This is a genomic window from Streptomyces coffeae, assembly GCF_016741875.1.
GTDB lineage: Bacteria > Actinomycetota > Actinomycetes > Streptomycetales > Streptomycetaceae > Streptomyces > Streptomyces coffeae.
The window spans coordinates 336,034-360,068 of the sequence record NZ_JAERRF010000001.1; the positions used below are offsets into that span (position 1 = coordinate 336,034).

General features: G+C 71.1%; 21 protein-coding genes. 16 read left to right on the plus strand and 5 right to left on the minus strand.

Annotation, left to right across the window (positions count from 1 at the left end):
• The first annotated feature begins 38 nt into the window (after positions 1 to 38).
• Together JK363_RS42060 and JK363_RS01545 are read left to right on the plus strand one after the other, a co-directional pair.
• Positions 39 to 452, plus strand: a complete 414-nt coding sequence (locus JK363_RS42060) for a lasso peptide biosynthesis B2 protein (protein WP_236075505.1) — start codon at positions 39 to 41, stop codon at positions 450 to 452.
• Entirely contained in the window at positions 449 to 1,015 is a 567-nt protein-coding gene (locus JK363_RS01545) for a GNAT family N-acetyltransferase (protein ID WP_201870654.1), read from the plus strand. Before JK363_RS42060 ends, JK363_RS01545 begins: the two co-directional genes overlap by 4 nt.
• Before the next feature lie 140 nt (positions 1,016 to 1,155).
• On the opposite strand, the gene JK363_RS01550 is transcribed toward JK363_RS01545, so the two are convergent.
• Positions 1,156 to 1,842 (minus strand): pentapeptide repeat-containing protein, encoded by a 687-nt coding sequence (locus JK363_RS01550; RefSeq protein WP_201870655.1) that lies wholly within the window; start codon positions 1,840 to 1,842, stop codon positions 1,156 to 1,158.
• A gap of 307 nt (positions 1,843 to 2,149) precedes the next feature.
• On the opposite strand from JK363_RS01550, the gene JK363_RS01555 reads away from it, so the two are divergent.
• The 8 genes from JK363_RS01555 to JK363_RS01590 all read left to right on the plus strand — a co-directional run bounded on the left by JK363_RS01555 (position 2,150) and on the right by JK363_RS01590 (position 12,815).
• Positions 2,150 to 2,944 (plus strand): TIGR03084 family metal-binding protein, encoded by a 795-nt coding sequence (locus tag JK363_RS01555; RefSeq protein ID WP_201870656.1) that lies wholly within the window; start codon positions 2,150 to 2,152, stop codon positions 2,942 to 2,944.
• A complete protein-coding gene (locus JK363_RS01560) occupies positions 2,941 to 4,638 on the plus strand; it encodes an acyclic terpene utilization AtuA family protein (RefSeq protein WP_201870657.1) in 1,698 nt (565 codons plus the stop codon). The genes JK363_RS01555 and JK363_RS01560 overlap by 4 nt, the downstream gene beginning before the upstream one ends.
• Positions 4,635 to 6,230, plus strand: coding sequence for an acyl-CoA carboxylase subunit beta (locus JK363_RS01565; protein ID WP_201870658.1), 1,596 nt, complete (start codon positions 4,635 to 4,637; stop codon positions 6,228 to 6,230). Before JK363_RS01560 ends, JK363_RS01565 begins: the two co-directional genes overlap by 4 nt.
• A gap of 5 nt (positions 6,231 to 6,235) precedes the next feature.
• A complete protein-coding gene (locus JK363_RS01570) occupies positions 6,236 to 8,344 on the plus strand; it encodes an acetyl/propionyl/methylcrotonyl-CoA carboxylase subunit alpha (RefSeq protein WP_201870659.1) in 2,109 nt (702 codons plus the stop codon).
• Positions 8,345 to 8,532: 188 nt separating this feature from the next.
• Complete coding sequence (locus JK363_RS01575; RefSeq protein ID WP_201870660.1) at positions 8,533 to 9,678, plus strand: acyl-CoA dehydrogenase family protein; 1,146 nt, start codon at positions 8,533 to 8,535, stop codon at positions 9,676 to 9,678.
• A 76-nt stretch (positions 9,679 to 9,754) separates the two neighbouring features.
• Complete coding sequence (locus JK363_RS01580) at positions 9,755 to 11,338, plus strand: AMP-binding protein (RefSeq protein WP_201870661.1); 1,584 nt, start codon at positions 9,755 to 9,757, stop codon at positions 11,336 to 11,338.
• Positions 11,335 to 12,168 carry an enoyl-CoA hydratase family protein gene (locus JK363_RS01585; RefSeq protein WP_201870662.1) on the plus strand — a complete coding sequence of 278 codons (834 nt, stop codon included), beginning with the start codon at positions 11,335 to 11,337 and terminating at the stop codon, positions 12,166 to 12,168. The genes JK363_RS01580 and JK363_RS01585 overlap by 4 nt, the downstream gene beginning before the upstream one ends.
• A complete protein-coding gene (locus tag JK363_RS01590) occupies positions 12,165 to 12,815 on the plus strand; it encodes a TetR/AcrR family transcriptional regulator (protein WP_307821535.1) in 651 nt (216 codons plus the stop codon). The genes JK363_RS01585 and JK363_RS01590 overlap by 4 nt, the downstream gene beginning before the upstream one ends.
• Here the strand turns inward: JK363_RS01590 and JK363_RS01595 are convergent.
• Positions 12,794 to 13,894 (minus strand): citrate synthase 2, encoded by a 1,101-nt coding sequence (locus tag JK363_RS01595; protein WP_201870664.1) that lies wholly within the window; start codon positions 13,892 to 13,894, stop codon positions 12,794 to 12,796. The genes JK363_RS01590 and JK363_RS01595 overlap by 22 nt on opposite strands.
• 421 nt (positions 13,895 to 14,315) lie before the next feature.
• On the opposite strand from JK363_RS01595, the gene pdxH reads away from it, so the two are divergent.
• Positions 14,316 to 14,987 (plus strand): pyridoxamine 5'-phosphate oxidase, encoded by a 672-nt coding sequence (pdxH, locus tag JK363_RS01600; protein WP_236075471.1) that lies wholly within the window; start codon positions 14,316 to 14,318, stop codon positions 14,985 to 14,987.
• Positions 14,988 to 15,657: 670 nt separating this feature from the next.
• A complete protein-coding gene (locus JK363_RS01605; protein WP_307821537.1) occupies positions 15,658 to 17,124 on the plus strand; it encodes a PAS domain-containing protein in 1,467 nt (488 codons plus the stop codon).
• Between the two features lie 273 nt (positions 17,125 to 17,397).
• Here JK363_RS01605 and JK363_RS01610 read toward each other — a convergent pair whose 3' ends face one another.
• Complete coding sequence (locus tag JK363_RS01610) at positions 17,398 to 18,153, minus strand: SIS domain-containing protein (protein ID WP_201870667.1); 756 nt, start codon at positions 18,151 to 18,153, stop codon at positions 17,398 to 17,400.
• Between the two features lie 160 nt (positions 18,154 to 18,313).
• Here JK363_RS01610 and JK363_RS01615 point away from each other — a divergent pair, with 160 nt between their 5' ends.
• Both JK363_RS01615 and JK363_RS01620 read left to right on the plus strand, forming a co-directional pair.
• Entirely contained in the window at positions 18,314 to 19,006 is a 693-nt protein-coding gene (locus JK363_RS01615) for an iron-dependent transcriptional repressor DtxR (RefSeq protein WP_176182365.1), read from the plus strand.
• Positions 19,007 to 19,537: 531 nt separating this feature from the next.
• Positions 19,538 to 20,404 (plus strand): alpha/beta fold hydrolase, encoded by an 867-nt coding sequence (locus JK363_RS01620; protein WP_201870668.1) that lies wholly within the window; start codon positions 19,538 to 19,540, stop codon positions 20,402 to 20,404.
• A gap of 33 nt (positions 20,405 to 20,437) precedes the next feature.
• Here JK363_RS01620 and JK363_RS01625 read toward each other — a convergent pair whose 3' ends face one another.
• Together JK363_RS01625 and JK363_RS01630 are read right to left on the minus strand one after the other, a co-directional pair.
• Positions 20,438 to 21,352: a hypothetical protein gene (locus tag JK363_RS01625; protein ID WP_201870669.1), complete on the minus strand. Its 915-nt coding sequence runs from the start codon at positions 21,350 to 21,352 to the stop codon at positions 20,438 to 20,440.
• Positions 21,349 to 21,981, minus strand: coding sequence for a hypothetical protein (locus JK363_RS01630; protein ID WP_201870670.1), 633 nt, complete (start codon positions 21,979 to 21,981; stop codon positions 21,349 to 21,351). The genes JK363_RS01625 and JK363_RS01630 overlap by 4 nt, the downstream gene beginning before the upstream one ends.
• Positions 21,982 to 22,307: 326 nt before the next feature.
• Between JK363_RS01630 and JK363_RS01635 the strand changes: the two genes are divergently transcribed.
• Together JK363_RS01635 and JK363_RS01640 are read left to right on the plus strand one after the other, a co-directional pair.
• Positions 22,308 to 23,495 (plus strand): lactate 2-monooxygenase, encoded by a 1,188-nt coding sequence (locus JK363_RS01635; protein WP_201870671.1) that lies wholly within the window; start codon positions 22,308 to 22,310, stop codon positions 23,493 to 23,495.
• A 141-nt stretch (positions 23,496 to 23,636) separates the two neighbouring features.
• Positions 23,637 to 23,981: an SH3 domain-containing protein gene (locus JK363_RS01640; RefSeq protein WP_201870672.1), complete on the plus strand. Its 345-nt coding sequence runs from the start codon at positions 23,637 to 23,639 to the stop codon at positions 23,979 to 23,981.
• Positions 23,982 to 24,035: the final 54 nt, after the last annotated feature.

The following is a 24,035-nucleotide window of genomic DNA, read 5'->3' on the forward strand; positions in this document are numbered from 1 at the left end:
TCCTCCCCGGACGGACGCCCGTACCTCTGTGGTGGCGCATGGGCGCGGTCCCCGCCGTGCTTCTCACCTCAGCCGCAAAGGTGTTCGGCCACCGTGGGAGGCGGTTTTCCCGCCTGGTGCGGCTCGCCTGCTGTGGCCGGTCACTTCCGCCCGCTACGCGCCGTCAGGCTCGATACGCTGTGCGTGCCGTGCGCTGGGCCTCGCGAGTGATCCCGGGGCGTTGGGCGTGTCTGGAACAGTCGACCGCCGCCGCCGTGCTCCTCGCCGCTGTCGGACGGCGCGCCGAGTGGCGGCATGGCGTTGCCACGGACCCCGTACGGCTGCACGCATGGATAGCTGACCCGAGAGGGGTACCAGTCGAAGAACCCGCGGACACAGCGCTCTACAACCCCACCTACACGCCAGACGGACCCGGCCCCGCCATCGAGGGCCGGAACGGAGAAGTCCCGTGAGTGACCCGCACATCCTCTTGACCGGCGAAAAGCTCGGCCTCGGCATGCCCCGTCACGACATGCTGCCCGAGTATCACAAATGGGAGAATGACGCCCGCACGATCCTGGGGTACGGCAACCAGTGGGCCCAGGCGTGGGAGGTCCGTGCCGCCGGATGGGAGCGGCAGCGCGGAAACGACCGCTACCAACAGTTCGAAGTGGTGCGGCTGGACGACATGACTGCCGTGGGCATGACCGTCTTGCAGATCAACACCTTCGTACGCACCGCCGAGTTCGTCATCGTCCTCGCCCCGGACGCGCGAGGGAAGGGATACGCGGCCGAAGCCACGCGCCTCACCCTCGACTGGGCGTTCCACCTGGGCGCCCTGCGCATGGTGTGGCTGAAGGTACTGGAGCCCAACCAAGCTGGCATCGCCGCCTACGAGAAGGCCGGATTCCGGAAGTCCGGGCGGCTGCGCCAGTCCGGTTACTGGCTGGGGCGCCCGGTCGACGAGCTTCTGATGGACGCACTGCCTGACGAGTTCCCCGGTCCGTCCGCAGTCACCGCGAAGGCCGACGGCTGAGGGGGCACGCTTCCCGCCCCGGCAGTACCCGTTGCTCGACCAGCCGTGCACATTCGACGAGAGCATCGACTTCGAGGCGGTAGCCCGCGCGACCTCCAGTCCGGAGTATGCGGGCTACCTGCCGGTCGCTGCCTGACGGTCTACGGCTCGAACAGGATTCCCGCTTCGCGGGCAAGGCTCAGGGCCAGCTCCACCGACCCTGGGCCTTGCACCGTCGCCCCTTTGAGGCTGGCACCGCCGCCTACGTCGATGAGGGTGCAATTCTCGAAGCGGACGACGCCCATTTTGGCGTTTGCGAACTGCGCTCCACTGAGGTCGCAGTTTTCGAATCGCACGTTGTGCAATTCGGCTGCCTGAAAATCGGCTCCGATCAATTTGCAATCGCTGAATACGACGCTGTAGAGCTTCATGTGCCGGTACATTGCCGGGCTGCTTTGGCTCCCTTCGATGCGCACGTCGCGGAATGTTCCGGACGTCCATGAGGCCCCGGTGATGCGGCTGCCAGTGACGTGACAGCGGATGAGCGAGACGTCCTGCGTGACCAGTTGGGCGAAGTCGCAGGTCTCGAACCGCGAGTCGCTGAACTGTGTTTGCCGCAGGTCAGTGCCGGTGAAGCGCACGCTCTGGAAGCTGCATCCCTCGGCTTCGAGGGCTTCGACCGAGAGGCCGACGAAGCTGGTCCCGTCGTACCGCACCCCCCTGATGACTGCATCGTGTTCGAAGTTGTCGCGGGGCATCTCTGCCAATCGCGGATTTGCCGACAACTTGGGTGCCGTGGGGTTCTTGACTCGCGCGTTCCTCGCGCCCTGCCGGGCGATCTGAGCCATCCGGTTAATCCATTCTCGGGGTACCTGCGAGGTGGCTCAGTCTAAGGGGCTTGCACAGAATTAAGGTGTTGCTTCCCGTTCTGGGGCTCGTTGGTGTGGCATGCGCATCCTGGATGAGACTCGTGATCAACTCCCAGAACTCATCGCGATGGTGCTGCCGCTCCGCTGACGCGCGCGTCATGACCGACCGCGCCCGCCCCGTCGTCATCCGGCCGAAAATCATGCAAGCATGCTTGATTGTTTCTCGGGGTGCTGCCACGCTCACCCACAACGCCCGCATGACACCCCCCGACGACGGGAGCCACGCGTGTCCGATACGGAAGCCCTGCTCGGCGAACTGCGCGCCGAGGGGGACGAGGTGGACGGCCTGGTGGCCGGGCTCGACGATCCGGGCTGGCGGACCCCGACCCCCGCGCCCGGCTGGACTGTTGCCCACCAGATCGCCCATCTCGCCTGGACCGACGAACGTGCCGCACAGGCCGCGCTCGACCCGGAGGGCTTCGCTGCGGAGGTGCGCAAGGCACGGGCGGCACCGGACGGGTTCGTGGACGAGGGCGCCGAGCAGGGGGCCGCGCTGCCGCCCGCGGAACTGCTGCGGCGCTGGCGGGAAGGGCGCGAGTGGCTGTGCCGGACGCTCGCCGAGGCACCGCCGGGCGCCCGGCTGCCCTGGTACGGGCCGCCGATGAGCGTGAAGTCGATGGCCACCGGACGGCTGATGGAGACCTGGGCCCACGGGCAGGACATCGCCGACGCCCTCGGCATGACGCGCGTCCCCACCGCCCGGCTGCGGCATGTGGCCCGGATCGGGGTGCGGGCGCGCGGCTACGCGTACGCGGCGCGCGGTATGGAGCCGCCCGCCGAGGAGTTCCGGGTCGAACTCACCGCCCCCGACGGCGAGGTGTGGACCTTCGGTCCCGAGGACGCGGCCCAGCGGGTGACCGGGGACGCCCTCGGCTTCTGTCTGCTGGTCACCCAGCGCGCCCACCGCGCCGATGTGGCCGTCACCGCGCACGGCCCGGACGCCGACCGCTGGCTGGACATCGCCCAGGCGTTCGCCGGCCCGCCCGGAAAGGGCCGCCTCCCGGGCGGGGATGCCGCATGACCGCCGCACCCGCCCCGCTCCGCATCGGCAACGCCTCCGGCTTCTACGGCGACCGCTTCGACGCCGTCCACGAGATGCTCACCGGCGGCCCGCTGGACGTCCTCACCGGCGACTACCTCGCCGAGCTGACCATGCTCATCCTCGGCCGCGACCGGATGAAGGACCCCGGCCGCGGCTATGCCACCACCTTCCTGCGGCAGTTGGAGAACACCCTCGGCCTCGCCGTCCAGCGCGGCGTACGGCTGGTCACCAACGCGGGCGGACTCAATCCGGCCGGACTCGCCGACGACATCCGCGCCCTCGCCGACAAGCTGGGCATCGCCGTCCGCGTCGGCCATGTCGAGGGCGACGATCTGCTCACCACCCGCGAGTGGGGCCCCGGCGTGCTCACCGCCAACGCCTATCTCGGCGGCGCCGGGATCGCCGCCTGCCTCCAGGGCGGCGCGGAGGTGGTGGTCACCGGACGCGTCACCGACGCCGCCCTCGTCACCGGGCCCGCCGCCGCCCACTTCGGCTGGGCCGCCGACGACTGGGACGCGCTGGCCGGAGCCGTGGTCGCCGGGCACATCCTGGAGTGCGGCACCCAGGCGACCGGCGGCAACTACGCCTTCTTCACCGACCACGACATCCGCCGCCCCGGCTTCCCGCTCGCCGAGATCGCCGCCGACGGCTCCTGCGTGATCACCAAACACCCCGGCACCGGTGGCGCCGTCACCACCGGCACCGTCACCGCTCAGCTCCTCTACGAGACCGCGGGCGCCCGCTACCCCGGCCCCGATGTCACCGCCCGCCTCGACTCCGTCCGGCTCAGCCCGGACGGCCCCGACCGGGTGCGGGTCCACGGTGTACGCGGCGAGGCGCCGCCCCCGACCCTCAAGGCCGGGCTGACCCGGCTCGGCGGTCACCGCAACGAGATGGTGTTCGTCCTCACCGGCCTCGACATCGAGGCCAAGGCCGCGCTTGTACAGAGCCAGATGGAAGCCGCCCTCGCCCGCCGCCGCCCCGCCGAAGTGCGCTGGACCCTGGCCCGTACCGACCACCCGGACGCCGCCGTACAGGAAGAGGCCGGCGCCCTGCTGCGGCTCGTCGTCCGCGACCAGGACCCCGACACCGTCGGCCGCGCGGTCAGCTCGGCCGCCGTCGAACTGGCCCTCGCCAGTTACCCGGGCTTCCATGTCACCGCACCGCCCGGGAAAGCCTCCCCCTACGGCGTGTTCGAGGCGGCCGCGATCCCCGCCGACGCCGTGACCCACACCGCCGTCCTCCCCGACGGCACCCGCACCACCATCCCCCCGGCCCCCGGCAGCCAACTCCTCGCACCCGTCGACGAACCACCCCTGCCGCCCCCGCTCCCGCCGGGCCCCACCCGGCGCGCCCCTCTCGGCCTCGTCGCCGGGGCCCGCAGCGGCGACAAGGGCGGCAGCGCCAATATCGGCGTCTGGGCCCGCACCGAGGACGCCTGGCCCTGGCTGGCCCACACCCTCACCGCCGACCGGCTGCGCACCCTGCTCCCGGAGACGGCCGAGTTGCCCGTCACCCGCCACGCCCTGCCCCACCTCCACGCCCTGAACTTCACCGTGGACGGTCTGCTCGGCGAAGGCGTCGCCGCCCAGGCCCGTTTCGACCCGCAGGCCAAAGCCGTCGGCGAATGGCTGCGCTCACGCCACCTGGACATACCGGAGGTACTTCTGTGACCGTGCTCGCGTCCGCGCTCGACCCCGGCGGCGCCGACTACACGGCCCACCGCGAGGCGATGCTCGCCAAACTCGGTGAACTCGACGTCGAGCACGCCAAGGCGCTCGCCGGAGGCGGCGAGAAATACCTCGCCCGCCACCGCAAGCGCGGCAAACTCCTCGCCCGCGAGCGCATCGAAATGCTCCTCGACCCCGACACCCCCTTCCTCGAACTCTCCCCGCTCGCCGCCTGGGGCAGCGACTACCCCGTCGGCGCCTCCCTCGTGACCGGCATCGGCGTGATCTCCGGTGTGGAGTGCGTGATCAGCGCCAACGACCCCACCGTGCGCGGCGGCGCCAGCAACCCCTGGACCCTCAAGAAGTCCCTGCGCGCCCACGAGATCGCCCACATCAACCGGCTGCCCGTCGTCAGCCTCGTCGAGTCCGGCGGCGCCGATCTCCCCAGCCAGAAGGAGATCTTCATCCCCGGCGGTGCCCTCTTCCGGGACCTCACCCGGCTCTCCGCCGCCGGAATCCCCACCGTCTCCGTGGTCTTCGGCAACTCCACCGCCGGAGGGGCGTACATCCCCGGCATGTCCGACCACGTCATCATGGTCAAGGAGCGCTCCAAGGTGTTCCTCGGCGGTCCGCCCCTGGTCAAGATGGCCACCGGCGAGGAGAGCGACGACGAGTCCCTCGGCGGCGCCGAGATGCACGCCCGCACCTCAGGACTGGCCGACTACTTCGCCATCGACGAGCCCGACGCGCTGCGCCAGGCCCGCCGCGTCGTCGCCCGCCTCAACTGGCGCAAGGCCCACCCCGACCCGGGCCCCGCCGAACCGCCCAGGTACGACCCCGAGGAACTCCTCGGCATCGTCCCCGGCGACCTCAAGATCCCCTTCGATCCCCGCGAGGTCATCGCCCGCATCGTCGACGGCTCCGACTTCGACGAGTTCAAGCCCCGCTACGGCACCAGCCTCGCCACCGGCTGGGCCACCCTCCACGGCTATCCCCTCGGCATCCTCGCCAACGCCCAGGGTGTGCTGTTCAGCGAGGAGTCGCAGAAGGCCGCCCAGTTCATCCAGCTCGCCAACCAGCGCGACATCCCCCTGCTCTTTCTGCACAACACCACCGGCTACATGGTCGGCCGCGAATACGAGCAGGGCGGGATCATCAAACACGGCGCCATGATGATCAACGCGGTCTCCAACTCCCGCGTCCCCCACCTGTCCGTCCTCATCGGCGCCTCCTACGGCGCCGGCCACTACGGCATGTGCGGCCGCGCCTACGACCCCCGCTTCCTCTTCGCCTGGCCCAGCGCCAAATCCGCCGTCATGGGGCCGCAGCAGCTCGCGGGCGTCCTGTCCATCGTCGCCCGCCAGTCCGCCGCCGCCAAGGGCCAGCCCTACGACGAAGAGGCCGACGCCGGGCTGCGCGCCATGGTCGAGCAGCAGATCGAGTCCGAGTCCCTGCCCATGTTCCTCTCCGGGCGGCTCTACGACGACGGCGTCATCGACCCCCGTGACACCCGCACCGTGCTCGGCCTCTGTCTGTCCGCCATCCACACCGCACCGGTCGAAGGCGCACGCGGCTTCGGCGTCTTCCGGATGTGAGGAAAATGATCCGCTCTCTCCTGGTCGCCAACCGCGGCGAAATCGCCCGCCGTATCTTCCGCACCTGCCGAGAACTCGGCATCGCCACCGTCGCCGTGCACTCCGACGCCGACGCCACCGCCCCCCATGTCCACGAGGCCGACGCCGCCGTACGGCTGCCGGGCGACGCCCCCGCCGACACGTATCTGCGCGGCGACCTCATCGTCAAAGCCGCCCTCGCCGCCGGTGCCGACGCCGTCCACCCCGGTTACGGCTTCCTCTCCGAACGCGCCGACTTCGCCCGCGCGGTGGCGGACGCCGGACTGGTCTGGGTCGGGCCACCGCCCGCCGCGATGGAGGCCATGGCCTCCAAGACCCGCGCCAAACAGCTGATGCACGAGGCCGGCGTCCCCCTCCTCGCCCCCGCCGACCCCGACCGGGTCACCGCCGCGGACCTCCCCCTGCTGGTCAAGGCGGCGGCGGGCGGCGGCGGACGCGGTATGCGGGTGGTGCGCGACCTCGACGCGCTCGCCGCCGAACTCGACTCCGCGCGGGCGGAGGCGGCTTCTGCCTTCGGGGACGGCGAGGTCTTCCTCGAGCCCTATATGGAAGGCGCCCGCCATGTCGAGGTTCAGATCCTCGCCGACACCCACGGCACGGTGTGGACCCTCGGCACCCGCGACTGCTCCCTCCAGCGCCGCCACCAGAAGGTCATCGAGGAGGCCCCGGCGCCGGGCCTGAGCGACGCGCTGCGCACCGTATTGCACGAGTCGGCGGCGAACGCGGCGCGCAGCATCGGGTACGAGGGCGCGGGCACGGTGGAGTTCCTGGTCTCGGGGGAGCGCGCGTACTTCCTGGAGATGAACACCCGGCTCCAGGTGGAGCACCCGGTGACGGAGGAGGTGTACGGCCTGGACCTGGTGGCGCTGCAACTGCGCGTCGCGGAGGGCGAACGGCTGGGCGAGGCGCCGCCGGAGGCGCGGGGGCACGCGGTGGAGGCCCGGCTGTACGCGGAGGACCCGGGGCGGGGGTGGCAGCCGCAGACGGGTGCGATGCATCGGTTCGGCTTGGTGGGGGGTGCGCCGGGGTTCGGGGGCGGGTCCGGTTCCGGGGCCTCCGGGGCGGCGCCCTGGACCGTATATTTTTGGCGCCGGCCCTCCGAGAAGTCTGGTGAACCCCAGATAGGCGCCACAAATACACGACAGCGTCCAGGACACCACCCCTGCGACCCCGGCCCCTCCCGTCTCGACGGCGGCTCTCCGCCGGGACTGCGTATCGACTCCGGGATCGTGGACGGCGACGAGATCGGCGTCCACTACGACCCGATGCTGGCCAAGGTCATCGCCTGGGCGCCCACCCGTGCGGAGGCGCTGCGGCGCTTGGCGCACGAGCTCGAGCGTGCCTGCATCCATGGTCCGGTGACCAACCGCGAGATGCTCGTACGGGCGCTACGCCACCCGGAGTTCATCGCGGAGCGGATGGATACCGGTTTCCTGGAGCGCCATCTCGACGAGCTCACCGAAGCGGATGACGCGGCGGCCCCGCTCGCTGCCTTGGTGGCGGCAGTAGCCGATGCGGCCGACCGGCCCGCATCCATCGCCGGGCGACTGGGCGGATGGCGCAACGTCCCCTCCCAGCCGCAGATCAAGACCTACCGCGGCGAGCCGGACGGCACCGAGCACGAGGTCCGCTACCGGCTCACCCGTGACGGTCTTGTGGCCGACCACTTCCCGGACCTCCGGATCGTACGGGCCGATCCGCACCGGGTGGTCCTCGAAGTCGACGGCATCCGGCGGACGTTCGACGTTGCGGTCTACGGCGACCGCGTCCATGTCGACTCGCCCCTCGGATCTTTCGCCTTCACCGCCCTGCCCCGCTTCCCCGACCCCACTGCCCGTACCGAACCGGGTTCACTGCTGGCGCCCATGCCGGGCACGGTGGTCCGGGTCGCCGAGGTGGCCGTGGGTGATCGGGTCGAGGCCGGACAGCCGCTGCTGTGGCTGGAGGCCATGAAGATGGAGCACCGCATCACCGCACCCGCCGCCGGAGTACTCACCGCGCTGCATGTGGCCACCGGCCGTCAGGTCGAGGTCGGCGCCCTGCTCGCGGTGGTGGCGGAGGACGAGCGCACGTGAGGGGACGGGGTCGCAGGGGTGGTGTCCTGGACACTTTCGGATATTTGTGGCGCCAATTTCCGGCCCACCCGACTTCTCCGGGCACCGGCGCCGTAAATATCCGGTCCAGGGCGCCGCACCGGAGACCCAAGGCCCCGCCCCGTGACAACGCACCGCAACCACACGGCAGCAACCACGAGGAGCCGCACATGACCACCAACACGGCCCACCACACCCCCACCGACACCCCCGAACGCGCCGATCTCCGCGCCGCCGTCGCCGCCCTCGGCCAGAGCCACAGCGGCGACATCGACGAGCTGTGGAAGGAGGCCGGAAAGCTGGGGTATCTCGGGGTCAACCTCCCCGAGGAGTACGGCGGCGGAGGCGGCGGCATAGCCGAACTGTCCATCGTGCTCGAGGAGTTGGGTGCGGCGGGCTGCCCGTTGCTCCTGCTCGTCGTCTCGCCCGCCATCTGCGGCACGGTCATCGCCCGCTTCGGCACCGAGGAGCAGAAGCGCCGCTGGCTGCCCGGGCTGGCCGACGGCAGCGTACGGATGGCGTTCGGGATCACCGAGCCCGACGCGGGGTCGAACTCGCACCGGATCACCACCACCGCCCGCCGCGACGGCGACGACTGGGTGCTCACCGGCCGCAAGGTGTTCATCACGGGAGTGGACACCGCCGACGCCACCCTCATCGTGGGCCGGACCGAGGACGCGCGGACCGGCAAGCTCAAGCCGTGTTTGTTCATCGTCCCTCGTGAGACCCCCGGTTTCGAGTACCACCACATCCCGATGGAACTGGCCGCGGACGAGCGGCAGTTCGAGCTGGTGCTGGATGACGTACGGCTGCCCGCGGACGCGCTGGTGGGGGACGAGGACGCGGGGCTGCTCCAGCTGTTCGCGGGGCTGAACCCGGAGCGGATCATGACGGCGGCGTTCGCGCTGGGGATGGGCCGCTTCGCGCTGGCGAAGGCGGTGGACTACGCCCGTACCCGTCAGGTGTGGAAGGAGCCGATCGGCGCGCATCAGGCCATCGCGCATCCGCTGGCGCAGGCCCATATCGAGCTGGAGCTCGCGCGGCTGATGACGGCGAAGGCGGCGTATCTGTACGACAGCGGTGACGACGCGGGCGCGGGGGAGGCGGCGAACATGGCGAAGTACGCGGCCGCCGAGGCCGCGGTGAAGGCGGTGGACCAGTCGGTGCACACGCTGGGCGGCAACGGGCTGAGCACGGAGTACGGGCTGGCGCGGCTGATCACGGCGGCGCGGGTGGCGAGGATCGCTCCGGTGAGCCGGGAGATGATCCTCAACTTCGTCTCGCACCAGACGCTGGGACTGCCGAAGTCGTACTGATGACGTACAACACGCGCAGCAGGGACGAGAGTTGGGCAGGACCCACGGGAAGGTAATCGGATTCGAGGGGAACGCCATGGTGCTGCACAGCGACTATCCCGATCTCCCGCCCGTCGATCTGCCCATTCACGAGGCCGTGCTGGCCCGTGCGGCGGATGAGTTCGGTGAGCGGACCGCGCTGGTGGACGGGGTGACGGGGGCGAGCATGAGCTATGCCGCGCTCGATCACTCCTCACGGAGGATCGCCGCCGCGCTGGCCGAGACCGGAGTGGGCAAGGGCGAGATGGTGGCGTTGCACAGCCCCAACTCGATCATGTACCCGGCGGCGTTCTACGGCGTGACGCGCACCGGCGCGGCCGTCACCACGGTGCATACGCTGGCGACGGCGGAGGATTTCGCCAAGCAGCTGAGGGACGCGGAGGCACGGTGGATCATCACCGTGTCGCCGCTGCTCGGAGTGGCCCGCCAGGCCGCGGAGCGGGCCGGTGGGGTGCGCGAGATCTTTGTGTGCGACGAGGCGAGCGGGCACCGTTCGCTGCGGGAGATGCTCGCGTGCACCGCGCCGGAGCCGGTGGTGGAGATCGACCCGGTGGAGGACGTGGCGGTGCTGCCGTACTCGTCGGGGACGACGGGCACCCCGAAGGGGGTGATGCTGACCCACCGGAACGTGGCGACCAATCTGGCGCAGGTGGAGAAGATGGTGCCGACGCTGCCGGACGAACGGGTGCTGGCGGTGATGCCGTTCTTCCACAGCTATGGACTGACGGCGCTGATGAACGCGCCGCTGCGCAACGGCAGCACGGTGATCGTGCTGCCGCGGTTCGATCTGGAGCAGTTCCTCACGGCGATCGAGAAGCACCGGGCGCAGGCGGTGTACGTGGCGCCGCCGATCGTGCTGGCGCTGGCGAAGCATCCGGCGGTGGAGGGCCACGATCTGTCGTCGGTGCGGTTCGTGCTGAGCGCGGCGGCGCCGCTGGACGCGCGGCTGGCGCAGGCGTGCGCCGAGCGGCTGGGGGTGCCGCCGCTGCTCCAGGCGTTCGGGATGACGGAGCTGTCCCCGGGTTCGCATCTGGTGCCCCGGGGCGCGGAGAACGTACCGCCGGGGACGGTGGGCAGGCTGCTGCCGAGCACCCGGATGCGCATCGTGGACCCGGAGTCGGGACGGGATGTGGCGGTGGGGGTGGACGGGGAGATCCTCATCCAGGGCCCACAGGCGATGAAGGGCTATCTGGGCAGGCCCGAGGAGACCCACGCGATGATCGACGCGGAGGGCTGGCTGCGCACCGGGGACGTCGGACATGTGGATGCCGACGGCTGGCTGTATGTGGTGGACCGGGTCAAGGAACTGATCAAGTACAAGGGTTACCAGGTCGCGCCCGCCGATCTGGAGGCTGTGCTGCTCACCCACGACGACGTCGCCGACGCGGCCGTCATCGGGGTGGCCGACGATGCGGGCAATGAGCTGCCCAAGGCGTATGTGGTGCGGGTGCCCGGAGCCCGCGTCTCGGGCGACGACCTCATCCGTTACGTTGCCGAACAGGTGGCCCCGTACAAGAAGGTGCGCAGCGTGGAGTTCACGGACACCGTGCCGCGCTCCGCCACCGGCAAGATCCTCAGGCGCGAGCTGCGCGCCAGGGAAAGGAGTTCGACCGCGACATGACCGACGCGCCTCCGCCGCTGGTACGGCGTACCGACGCCCGCGGCATCACCACGCTGACCCTCGACTCCCCGCACAACCGCAACGCGCTCTCGGCCCGGCTGGTGGCCGAGTTGCACGAGGCGCTGGCGGCGGCCGGACGGGACGGGGACACCCGGGCCGTGCTGCTCACCCACACTGGCAATACGTTCTGCGCGGGCGCGGATCTGAAGGAGCCGCCGGCCACCACCGGCACGCTCGGCCTGGTGGCGCTGCTGCGGTCGATCGTGGAGCTGCCCAAGCCGGTGGTGGCCCGGGTCGCGGGGCATGTGCGGGCCGGGGGTCTGGGGCTGCTGGGGGCGTGCGACATCTCGGCGGCGGGCGCGGGGTCCAGCTTCGCCTTCACGGAGGCGCGGCTGGGCCTGGCCCCGGCGGTGATCTCGCTGCCGCTGCTGCCCCGGGTGGACGCCCGCGCGGCGTCCCGCTACTACCTGACCGGGGAGAAGTTCGACGCGGCCGAGGCGGCCCGGATCGGGCTGGTGACGCTGGCGGACCCGGCCGGCGACCCGGACGCGCTGCTCGCGCCGGTGCTGGAGGGCCTGCGCCGGGGCTCCCCGCAGGGGCTCGCGGAGTCCAAGCGGCTGGTGACGGCGGAGGTGCTGCGGACGTTCGACCGGGATGCCGAGTCGCTGGCGGAGCTGTCGGCGCGGCTGTTCGGCTCGGCGGAGGCGCGGGAGGGGATGACGGCGTTCCTGGAGCGCCGGGATCCGGCGTGGGTGCCGGGCACGGCGGACGAGGCCGGGGCGGGCGCGGCCGGGGCGGCGGGCGCCGCGGCGGCGGAGGCCGGGCGGTGACGCGGGCTACCGGCCCCCGTACCGTGCTGCGCGACCCCAAGCAGGACCGCAGCCGCGCCACCCGGCAGCGGCTGCTGGAAGCCGCGGTGGCCTGTCTCGCCGAGTACGGCTGGGCCGGGTCCACGGTGTCGGTGGTGGCCGAGCGGGCCGGGGTCTCCCGCGGCGCGGCCCAGCACCACTTCCCGACCCGGGAGGACCTGTTCACGGCCGCCGTGGAGCATGTCGCCGAGGAGCGCTCGGCCGAGCTGCGGGCCCTCCCCACTCCGCGGGGGGAGGGCCGTAACCGGGCGGTGGTGCGGGCGATCGTCGGCCTCTACACCGGCCCGCTGTTCCGGGCCGCCCTCCAGCTGTGGGTGGCGGCCGCCAACGAGGAGCAGCTCGGCACCCGGGTGACCGCGCTGGAGGCGCGGATCGGCCGGGAGACGCACCGGATGGCGGTGGAGTTGCTGGGCGCCGACGAGTCCGTGCCAGGGGTGCGGGAGACCGTGCAAGGGCTGCTGGACATGGCCCGCGGTCTGGGCCTGGCCAATCTGCTCAGAGACGACGGCGCGCGCCGGGAGCGGGTCGTCGCCCAGTGGGCGGACATCCTGGACGGGGTGCTGAGCGGCCCCTTGGAAGACGGGCCCTACCGCGAGATGTCCCCGTAGCCCTCGATGTCGTGCGGGCTGCGGGAGCCCGGTCCGGTGTAGCGGGCGGAGGGCCGGACCAGCCGTCCGGTCCGCTTCTGCTCCAGGATGTGCGCGCTCCACCCGGCGGTGCGGGCGCAGGTGAACATCGACGTGAACATGTGCGCCGGGACCTCGGCGAAGTCCAGCACGATGGCCGCCCAGAACTCCACGTTGGTGGCGAGCACCCGGTCCGGGCGGCGATTGTGCAGCTCGTCCAGGGCGGCCCGCTCCAGGGCCTCGGCGACCTCGAACCGCGGTGCGCCCAGCTCCTTGGCGGTGCGCCGCAGCACCCGCGCCCGCGGGTCCTCGGCGCGGTAGACGCGGTGGCCGAAGCCCATCAGCCGCTCGCCCCGGTCCAGGGCCTGGCGGACGTACGCCCCGGCGTCCCCGGTGCGCTCGATCTCCTCGATCATGCCCAGCACCCGGGAGGGCGCGCCGCCGTGCAGCGGGCCGGACATGGCGCCGACCGCGCCGGAGAGCGCGGCGGCGACATCGGCGCCGGTGGAGGCGATGACCCGGGCGGCGAAGGTGGAGGCGTTCATGCCGTGCTCGGCCGCGGAGGTCCAGTAGGCGTCGACGGCGGCGACGTGCTTGGGGTCGGGCTCACCGCGCCAGCGCCGCATGAACCGCTCGACGATGGTCTCCGCCTTGTCGATCTCGCGCTGCGGCACCATCGGCCGCCCCTGGCCGCGGGCCGACTGCGCCACGTACGACAGGGCCATCACGGCGGCGCGCGCGAGGTCCTCGCGGGCCTGCTCCTCGTCGATGTCCAGCAGCGGTTTCAGACCCCAGACCGGCGCGAGCATGGCCAGCGCGGACTGCACGTCGACCCGGACGTCCCCGGAGTGCACGGGGATGGGGAAGGGCTCCGCGGCGGGCAGGCCGGGGTTGAACGCGCCGTCGACCAGCAGACCCCAGACGTTGCCGAAGGACACATGGCCCACGAGGTCCTCGATGTCGACGCCTCGGTAACGGAGCGCGCCGCCCTCCTTGTCGGGTTCGGCGATCTCCGTCTCGAACGCGACGACTCCCTCGAGTCCGGGTACGAAATCGGACATCAGGCGGCTCCTCGTGATGTGGTCGGCGCCGGCGCCGGGACGGTTCCACGGCCGCGTCGACGCGGCTCGCGGTCCGTACCGGCTATCCGGTGGTGTGCCCCGTGCGGCTGGTGGTCACCCAGCCGTGCCTGAAGATGGTGTGGCACCAGACTCTGACAGGCGCATGGTCAGCCACAGTCTGATGGCTACGCTACCCATGGGGAAGCGTGAGAAGCGGCACACCCGCCGTCCCCCGGAGAGAGGGTTACCGGTCCCCGCGATGGGGGAGAGTGCTCGCGATGGGCTCGCGATGGTGGGGAAGTCCTCGCTCTTTCGGGGTACCCCCTGCGGCGGACCGGTGATGTTGCAAGATATGCGGGTGCCTCACGTTGACCCGGAGCCGTCAGTTTCCGCCGCGTCCGCTGCCGCTGCGTCTGCCCGTATGTCTGCGTCTGCCCGTATGTACGACCCGGCCGCCATGCGCGAGCACTACCGCGCGGAGGGCCTCGCCGAGGCCGATCTCGCGGGCGATCCGTACGAGCAGTTCACCCGCTGGTTCGAGCAGGCCGTGGCAAGCGGGCTCTTCGAGCCCAACGCGATGGTCGTCGCCACCGCGGACGCGACCGGCCGTCCCAGTTCCCGCACGGTGCTGATGAAGAGCTTCGACGAGCGCGGCTTCGTCTTCTACACCAACTACGGCTCGCGCAAGGGCCGGGAGTTGACCGAGAACCCGCAGGTCTCGCTGCTCTTCCCCTGGCATCCGATCGCCCGGCAGGTGATCGTCCTGGGCACCGCCCAGCGCACCGGGCGGGACGAGACGGCGGCCTACTTCCGGACCCGCCCGCACGGTTCACAGCTGGGGGCGTGGGCCAGCGCCCAGTCCTCGGTGGTCGGCTCCCGCGCCGAGCTGGACCGCTCCTACGCGGAGCTGGCGGACCGCTATCCGCCGGGTGAGCAGGTGCCGGTGCCGCCGGAGTGGGGCGGCTTCCGGGTGGTGCCGGAGACGGTGGAGTTCTGGCAGGGGCGCGAGAACCGGCTGCACGACCGGCTGCGGTATGTGTGGGTGCCGTCGGCCGAGGGCGAGCAGTGGAAGGTGGAACGGCTGAGCCCCTGAGGGGCTCCAGGGGCGCGGGGCTGTGTCGATGTGCGGCTCCGCCGCGTGGGCGCGATCAGCCACGACGTAGCCGCCGGCGAGGGCGCAGCCGCAGGGCCGGTACCTCGCGGCGTGTCCTGCGGAGCGGATACGCGGCGGGGTGCCCCGTAGGGGCGCGGGGAACTGCGCGACCAGCCACGACGTGGCCGCAGACGCATGACGGCACCTCGCGGCACGTCTCGCGGAGCGCAGACGCAGACGACCCGCGGGTCGTCTCCTCGTGCCGTATGGCACCAGAAGGCCGGTCGGACGTACCGGCAACCCGCGGGTCGGGTGACTGCTTGGGATTGGGCCGGCTGCGCACATGATTCGTGCGCCAGTCCGGCGATGCGCAGAGCGCGACGACGGACCGCTAGCCCGCAGCCACCTCACGCGTCCGGATTTCATACATCTGCCGAACCACCTCCCTTCTCGTGTACTCCACACCCTAAAAACCCTCCCGTGCCACACACAAGCGAATTTCTGGGAGGCAACGATTTGGTGGAATGTGGTGTGGCGCGCGTCACGTTCGAGTTCAATATCCCGACGTGCACCACCACAGCCAGCCACGTCCAGCAGGGGGTGTCCGGTGACCGCTTCACCACGATCCGAACCTGCGCGTCCAGCCCGTTCCGCGCGTTCCGCGCGGTCCGTGCCCGCGCAGTCCGCGGCCCCTGGGCCCGCCCCCGACCGGCCCGACCGGGAGGCCCGGGACGACTCCGATCTGCTCGCCGCGCTGCTCGACGGCATGGACGCGGCGCTGTGCGCGTTCGACGCCGACGGCATCGTGACGCACTGGAACCGCGAGGCCGAGCGCGTCCTCGGCTGGACGGCGGCCGAGGCCGTCGGCCGCAAGGGGCTCGCGGGGTGGGCGGCCCGTGAGGCGGACGCGGACGAGGTCCAGCGGCGGCTGATGGCGGTGCTGGACACCGGAGCCCGCCAGGTCCATGAATTCGCACTGGTGACGAAGGACGGCGGCCGGGTTCTGGTGCGCACCCAGTCCTCGCCGGTGTCCGGCGAGGACGGCCGTCCCAGCGGGGTGTACTGCGCCTTCAGCGAGGTTCACTCGCAGATCGATCTGGAACGGTCGATCGCGCTGAGCGAGGCGCTGCTCGAGGACGCCTCGTGGAATGTGGTCCTCGTCGACGCCGATCTGCGGGTGGCCGTGGTGAACGGCAACGCGGCGCGCGCCCTGCGCACCGGGCGCAAGGCCGTGCTCGGCCGTCCGCTGGGGGATCTTCTCGACCAGGGCGTGGAGGAGGTCGAGAGCGCCCTCCAGCACGTCCTGGCCGAGGGCGCCCCGCCCGCGCCCACCGAGCTGTGGGTGACGCTGCGCGAGGCGGACGAGGACCTGGAGATGGCGGACGCCATCCGCTACGAGGACCTCGAGGAGGGCGAGGCCGTGGTGCGGGCGGTCGGCCCCGGGGCTCCCGGGGCCGCCTCGCTGCGGCGCTGCTGGCGCAGCGGCTTCATGCGGCTGGCTTCGCCGCTCACCGAGGAACCGGTGCCGCTCGGGGTGGCCTGGATCTTCCAGGACGTGACGGACGTGAAGGCGCACGAGCAGGAGAGCGCCCGGATGCGCTTCCGGAGCAGCCAGTTGCACCGGGCGGCGCGGGCCGCGGCCGAGTGCGAGGACCCGATGGAGGCGGCCACGGTCCACCTGGACTTCGCGCTGGCGGGGTTCGCGGACCATGCGCTGGTCGATCTGGTCCGGATGCCCTTGGAAGGTGACGGCGTTCGGCTGGTGCGGGTTGTCGCGACGCCGTGCGACAGCCCGGGGCTGTGTCCGCCGACGGTTCCGGGCGGGATCCCGGTGGCGTACCCGGAGGGGCATCCGGCGCTCCAGGCGGTGGAGCGGTGCGGCGCGGTACGGACCAGTGCGTCCCGGACGGACGAGGTGGCGCTGGCGCAGTGGACGGCGGCCCGCAAATGGCCGGACGGGACTGTGCACGGGCTCTGCGCGGTGCTGCGCAGCCGGGGCCGCACGCTGGGGGTGGCCACGTTTCTGCGCGGGCCGACGCGTCGGGCGTTCGACCGTACGGATGCGGTGTACGCGGAAGATGTGGCGGCGCGGGTGGCGGCGGCGGTGGACCTCGCCGGTCGGGCGGGCGGCTGCTGATGGTGTGGGTGCGGGTGCGCCCGGGGTGCGCTGGCGGGTGCGGGGCCGGGGCCTCCGGGGTGGGGCCTGGACCGTCTATTTAGGCGCCGGTGCCCGGAGAAGCTGGGTGGGCCGGGAATTGGCGCCACAAATACGCCCCTGGCCTTCGGCATGGGGGACCCCGAGTGTCCAGGCCCCCCACCCCTGCGACGCCGTCCCCTCCCGTTTCGTCGGCGGCTGCCCCCCGGTGGGGGGGGGGTTCCTGCCATCTGTGTTTCGTCGGCGGCTGCCCGTTCAGCGGTGGTAGAAGATGCGGTCCGCGTAGTCGGTCATCACGTGCTTGTTCCACTCGTGGCCGCCGTCCACGTTGCCTGTTCTGAGCATCGGCGGTTCCTTGCCGCTCTTCGCCAGTTCCTCGACCGCTGTCGCGATCACCGCCTGCATCAGGGCGCTCGTCACCACCGTGGAGGCGGGGGCGAAGGGGGCACCGACTCCTTCGGCCGTCAGTTCGGCGTCGCCGATCGAGATCTTGTTGTCGAGGACCAGGTCGCAGTGGTCCTTCAGGAAGTCGCCCGAGGGATTGCGGGGGGCCGTGCCGGTCGCGTAGGCGAGCGAGGTCACCCCGATCACGGTGATTCCCTGTGCGCGGGCGGTTCTCGCCAGTTCGACGGGCAGGACGTTGCGGCCCGAGAGCGAAACGACGATCAGCAGGTCCCCGGCGCGGAGCGGGCTCTGCTCCAGGACGGTGGAGGCCAGCCCCTCGATCCGCTCCAGCGCGCTGCCGAGGGTCGCGGGCATGACGTCCACGCCGACCAGGCCGGGGGCCGGGAGCAGATTCATCAGCGCCAGGCCGCCCGCGCGGTAGACGACGTCCTGGGCGGGGAGCGAGGAGTGTCCGGCGCCGAAGGTGAAGAGGCGGCCGCCTTCGATGACGGTGTCCGCGATCAGCCGGCCCGCGGCGGTGATCTGTTCGGATTCCTCGTTCTGTACGCGTCGCAGCAGGCCGATGGCGGCGTCGAAGAAGCGTCCGGCCGCTTCGGAGTCGCTCATAGGCGGGTGCCCTTCGGTGTTGTTCCGGTGTGTGTTTGGATCATGACGCTGTCAATAGCAGTCCCCTCCGTCGGGATGGAAGGGGTCGACTCGGCCCCGTTGTCGGTGGGATGCGTCAGAATTGGGTCAGGGCCACCGCACGACACATCTAGGGGCACGCATGTCCGGACTCATCGACACCACGGAGATGTATCTCCGCACCATCCTCGAGCTCGAGGAGGAGGGCGTGGTCCCCATGCGCGCCCGGATCGCCGAGCGGCTCGATCAGAGCGGCCCCACGGTCAGCCAGACGGTGGCGCGGATGGAGCGCGACGGTCTGGTGACGGTCGCGGGTGACCGTCATCTGGAGCTCACCGACGAGGGTCGTCGGCTGGCCACCCGGGTGATGCGTAAGCACCGGCTCGCGGAGTGCCTGCTCGTGGATGTGATCGGGCTGGAGTGGGAGCAGGTCCACGCCGAGGCGTGCCGCTGGGAGCATGTGATGAGCGAGGCGGTGGAGCGGCGGGTGCTGGAGCTGCTGCGCCATCCGACCGAGTCGCCGTACGGCAATCCGATCCCGGGCCTGGAGGAGCTGGGCGAGAAGGCCGAGGCCGATCCGTTCCTGGACGACAGCATGGTGAGCCTGCGCGAGCTGGAGCCCGGCACCGAGGGCAAGACGGTGGTGGTGCGCCGGATCGGCGAGCCCATTCAGACGGACGCCCAGCTGATGTACACGCTGCGGCGGGCCGGGGTGCAGCCGGGTTCGGTGGTGAGTGTCACCGAGTCGCCGGGTGGTGTGCTGGTCGGCAGTAGCGGTGAGGCGGCGGAGCTGGAGGCGGAGATCGCCTCCCACGTCTTCGTGGCCAAGCGCTGACACTTTTGCCCCTTTTCTGAGTTCGTCCGCCGCCACCTGCGGCGACGGATATTCCCGACACCGGAGTTGAGGGAACCCCGAGCGGGCCGCGCCGCCGCGTGCGACGCTGACGCATATGCGTGCATGCTCGCGCGCCGAGGCGTTTCTGGGGTCAGGGGAGGGGGCTCCAATGGACCCGACGGGCAGTGGGGCCGGGCGGGTGTTCCTGGGCGAGGGCCCCGGCGCCGAGAGGTGCCGGGGCCCCGCTTCCCCATGTCCCCCCGCTGGGCCCCGGGCCGCGCGGACCGCGCGAACGCGGCCGGTGCGACCCGGGGCCGTGGTGACCCGGAGCCCCGAGCTCCCAGGGTCGTCCCCCGCGGACTCCCTTCCCCGAGCAGTCCGCCTCCCGCTAGCTGTCTCCCCTCGGCGGAGACGACCAATCCTTGAGCATGGTCACTCGAACGAGGGGTGTTGGGCGGCGACACCCTCACATTCGAATAGGGGTTCGATACTGTGGGCTTGCTCGAGAGAGGGATGGAGGTGCCAGAACACATGGTGCGCCGCATCAACGTAAGCGGGGCCGGCGGCGTCCGGCTCGCTGCCTGGGAGTTCACCGATCCGCCGAAGGCTTGTGGCCGGGCGGGAGCGTGCGGGCCGGGAGTACTGCTCCTCCATGGGCTGATGGGCCGCGCCGCTCATTGGGCGGAGACCGCCCGCTGGCTCTCCACCCGGCATCGGCCCGTCGCCCTGGATCAGCGCGGCCACGGCCGCAGTGAGAAGCCCCCAGAGGGGCCGTTCGACCGCGGCGCCTATGTGGAGGACGCGGTGGCCGCCGTCGAGCAGCTCGGTCTGGCGCCGGTCACCCTTGTCGGCCATGCGATGGGCGCCCTGACGGCCTGGCAGTTCGCGGCGCATCGCCCCGATCTGGTCCGGGCCCTGGTCATCTGCGATATGCGGGCCTCGGCGCTGGGCGCGGCGTCGCAGCGGGAGTGGACGGAGTGGTTCAGGTCATGGCCGGTGCCGTTCGCGACGCTGGCCGATGTGCGGAAGTGGTTCGGCGAGGACGATCCGGTGCTGGAGCGGCCGAGTCCATCGCGGGGCGAGTTCTTCGCCGAGGTCATGGCCGAGCGGTCGGACGGCTGGCGGCCGGTCTTCTCCCGGCGGCAGATGCTGAGGGCCCGTGAGACCTGGGTCCATGACGCCCATTGGGAAGATCTGGCGCTGGTGGAGTGCCCCACGCTGGTGGTGCGGGGGCTGGACGGCGAGCTGGGCCGGGCCGAGGCCCAGGAGATGGTGCGGGTGCTGCCCCGCGGGCAGTATGCGGAGGTGGTGGACGCGGGCCATCTGGTCCACTACGACCAACCGGACGGCTGGCGCCGGGTGGTGGAGCCCTTCCTGGCCGCGGCGCTTCCGGTCTGAGGGGCGGGAGCGCACGGGGCGCTCCCGCCGGGTTCAGTCGTCGATGAGCGCCTGGAGCTCTGGCGAGAGCTCAGGGATCACCGAGCCCGCCGCCTGGGCCGCCATCAGCGCCTGGACATAGGAGCGGGCCTGGTCGCGCAGCGCGTCCTTGTGCCTGCCCTGCGCGGCGCCGATCGTCCAGACCCAGACCGCCAGCGCCGTGCAGACGCCGAGAGCCAGCACACCGGGCAGGAGGGAGTCGAGTTCGGTGGCCGCCCACAGCAGGCCGCCACCGCCCGCGAAGAGCAGCAGCCAGCCGGTCTCGTCATGCCAGCCGCCCTGGTCCGCGATGCGCTCGTACTCGGCGACCGCGCCTGGCTTTTCGGGTACCCGCTGCCCGTCCGTCGGCTGTGCGGGCGCCGGAGTTCCCGGGGTGGGGCCGGTTTCGTAGCGGGGCAGCGGGGCCCTCGCCCGGCCGCCGTTCCGGTCCTTGCCGATCAGCCAGTCCGGCACCCGCGCCACCGGTACGCCGTAGGCCGTGGCGGCGGCCAGCACCTGGCGGTAGCCGGTCAGCCGGGGGTGGCGCAGCTGCCGCATATGGGCGCGGTAGGTGGAGACCACCAGACAGACGCCGACCACCACCAGCAGCACCGCCGCGCCCAGCGAGATCGCGTCCTTGGCCGACCGCCCCGAGTACGGGTCCGACGCCACCACATAGGTGGGCGACTGCTGTACGAAGAGCGGCCAGCAGAACCCCACGAGCAGGGCGAGGATGCCGATCACGCCCCTGCCCCGGCCGGTGCGGGCAAGCAGCCGCTTGTGCTCGGTGAACATGGCGCGGACGGCGTCGTCGTCGAAGTAGTCCATCCGGTGCCGGGCGCCGATCCGCCGCACCGCGCGTTCCAGCCGGGCGTCGGAGACAAGACCGCTCCGGGTGATCGGCAGCAGCCCCCGCGGCTGCTCCGTCATGAGAACTTCCAGGTGAACGGGTCGCCGCCGATTTCGGTCCAGGTCACCCTGATGGACTTCGGGTGCTCGGGCACGAGGAAGGTGTTGCAGAAGGTGTAGCTCTGGTCGTCCTTCCAGTTCTTGACGTCGTCCGAGTCCGCGCAGCCCTTCGGCTCCTTGACGTTGCCGATGACCTTCGTCCCCCGCTGCCCGTTGGCGAGCACATCGGCGTAGTCGCCGACCCTCGGGAATTCCGGGACGACATCACCGGTGACATGGGTGTAGGTCACGTACACCACTGCGGGCACCTTGCCCTTGGCGTCCGCAGGGTCCGAGACCAGCGCCTTGGCGTCGGCATTGGTGCCGATGTCGACCTTCTGCGCGGCGATCCGGTAGAACGGCTTCACGCCGGTGTCCTCCCGGAACGCCCGCGAGGCCGACTGACCTGGCTTGAGCAGCTTGCTCGCGGCCGAACGGCTCTTCTTGGCACCGCTCTTGTGCCCGCTGCTGAAGTTCGAGGAGCTGGACTTGTGCTTCTTGGACTTGGACGAGCTGCCCTTTTTGCCATGAGATCCACAGCCGGTCAGCGCCAGCGCCAGGACGGCCACGGGCGCACCGATGCGCAGCAAAGTCACCTTGTTGAACGGCAAGTCGATCTCCCCATACGAGTAACTGTCGCCATCACGCCCCCTTTTCGGATCTCCCGTGGCGCGATCGCGTAGGGAGATCCTAGGGGGTGTCCATGACAGCCTGCTCCTCGGCCATTTCGCTGATCGTTAAGGTCGACGGTGTCCGAACCGGGTGGATTTCCCGATGGCTTGGGAAGTTGGTCCGAGGTTATTCGTCATGCCCTGTGTGCGTATCGGGCCTGCTGTGACGCCGGCGGCGAAGCGGCGGCTCCGGTGTCCAACGAGGCGTTCGGGGAAGCCATGGCGTCAGGACATCGGGCAGGGAACCGGACGCGGGAGGACCACGGATGATCGGCGGCGGAAGCACGGAGCCGGAACCGGGCAAGGACTGGGCTGCGTTCCAGTACGAGATCTATCTCAAGGGGATGACCGGCGCCGTGCCCCGGCTGCCCGCCGATCCGTCCCGGCTGGCGGAGATGGCCGCCGCGCGGTTGGGTCCCGGGCCGGTCGGCTATGTGGCGGGCAGCGCGGGCAGCGGCTCCACCGAGCGGGCCAACCGGGCGGCGCTGGACCGGTATCGGATCGTGCCGCGGATGCTCCGGGACACCAGTCGGCGGGATCTGTCGGTGGAGCTGCTGGGTACGCGGCTGGCCGCGCCGCTCGCCCTCGCGCCCATCGGGGTGCTGTCGATCATGCACCCGGACGCGGAGGCCGCCGCGGCCCGCGCGGCGGCCGCGCAGGGGGTGCCGTTTGTGCTGTCCTCGGCGTCCAGTACGCCGATGGAGCAGGTGGCCGAGGCGATGGGGGACGGGGAGCGGTGGTTCCAGCTCTACTGGGGCAAGGACCGCGAGGTCACCAAGAGCTTTCTGGACCGGGCGAGGTCATCGGGGTTCACCGCGCTGCTGGTGACCCTGGACACTCCGTTGCTGGCGTGGCGGCCGCGCGATCTCGACCAGGCGTATCTGCCGTTCCTGCGGGGTGTCGGGACCGCCAACTACTTCACCGATCCCGCCTTCCAGGCCGGGCTGGCCAAACCGGTGCACGAAGACCTGGACGCGGCGGTGCTGCACTTTGTGCGGATGTTCGGCGATCCGGGGAAGACCTGGGAGGATCTGGCGTTCCTGCGGGAGCACTGGGACGGGCCGATCGTGCTCAAGGGGATCCTGCACCCCGATGACGCCCGCCGCGCGGAGGCCGCGGGGATGGACGGGGTGGTCGTCTCCAACCACGGCGGCCGTCAGGTGGCGGGGTCGATCGGGGCCGCCGAGGCGCTCCCGGGCGTGGTGGACGCGGTGGGCGACCGGCTGGCGGTGCTCTTCGACAGCGGGATCCGCACCGGGGACGACGTGTTCAAGGCGCTGGCGCTCGGCGCCCGCGCGGTGCTGCTGGGGCGGCCCTACGCATACGGGCTGGGGCTGGACGGACAAGCGGGAGTGGAGCATGTCATCCGGTGCGTACTGGGGGAGTTCGAGCTGACGATGGCGCTGTCCGGCCATACGGATGCCGCCCGGCTGACCCGTGACGCCCTCGCCTGACATTCCCTCATATTCATCCGCCCCTCTTCCGGAATTCAACTTCTCCGGAATCGCCCGCTTTTTCCGGTGCGGTGGAGCGGGATTGGCTGGTGCTACGCTCGTGGAAGCGCGATGAATTAACTGATCACGGGGGGAGATTGCGTGAAGATCAAGCGTAAAGCCTCTTTGGTCGTGCTCTCGGCGGTGCTGATGCTGGGGGGTTCGGTGGCGCTGGCGCCCACGGCGTCGGCGGTCGGGCCGTCCGCCTGCCGGTTCAATTCACCGAATGTCAATTTGAAGGTCGACACCAGCGGTGCTCGATTCCGTACCGGCCCCGGTCAGCGTTACCGTGCGATAGGGACGCTTTACCGAGGGGATTCATTCCGGTACTACTGCCGCACCCGGGTCTTCGAGAAGAGCTGGTCCTACGGAAAGATCTTGAAGCGGACCACCTCGGGAATCCGGGCCGGGACCAGTGGCTGGGTCTACAGCAAGTACCTCGACTAGTCCCGGTCCCGACCGGCAGTGACGTTTCACCAGTTGAGGCGGTGCCGACGGCAC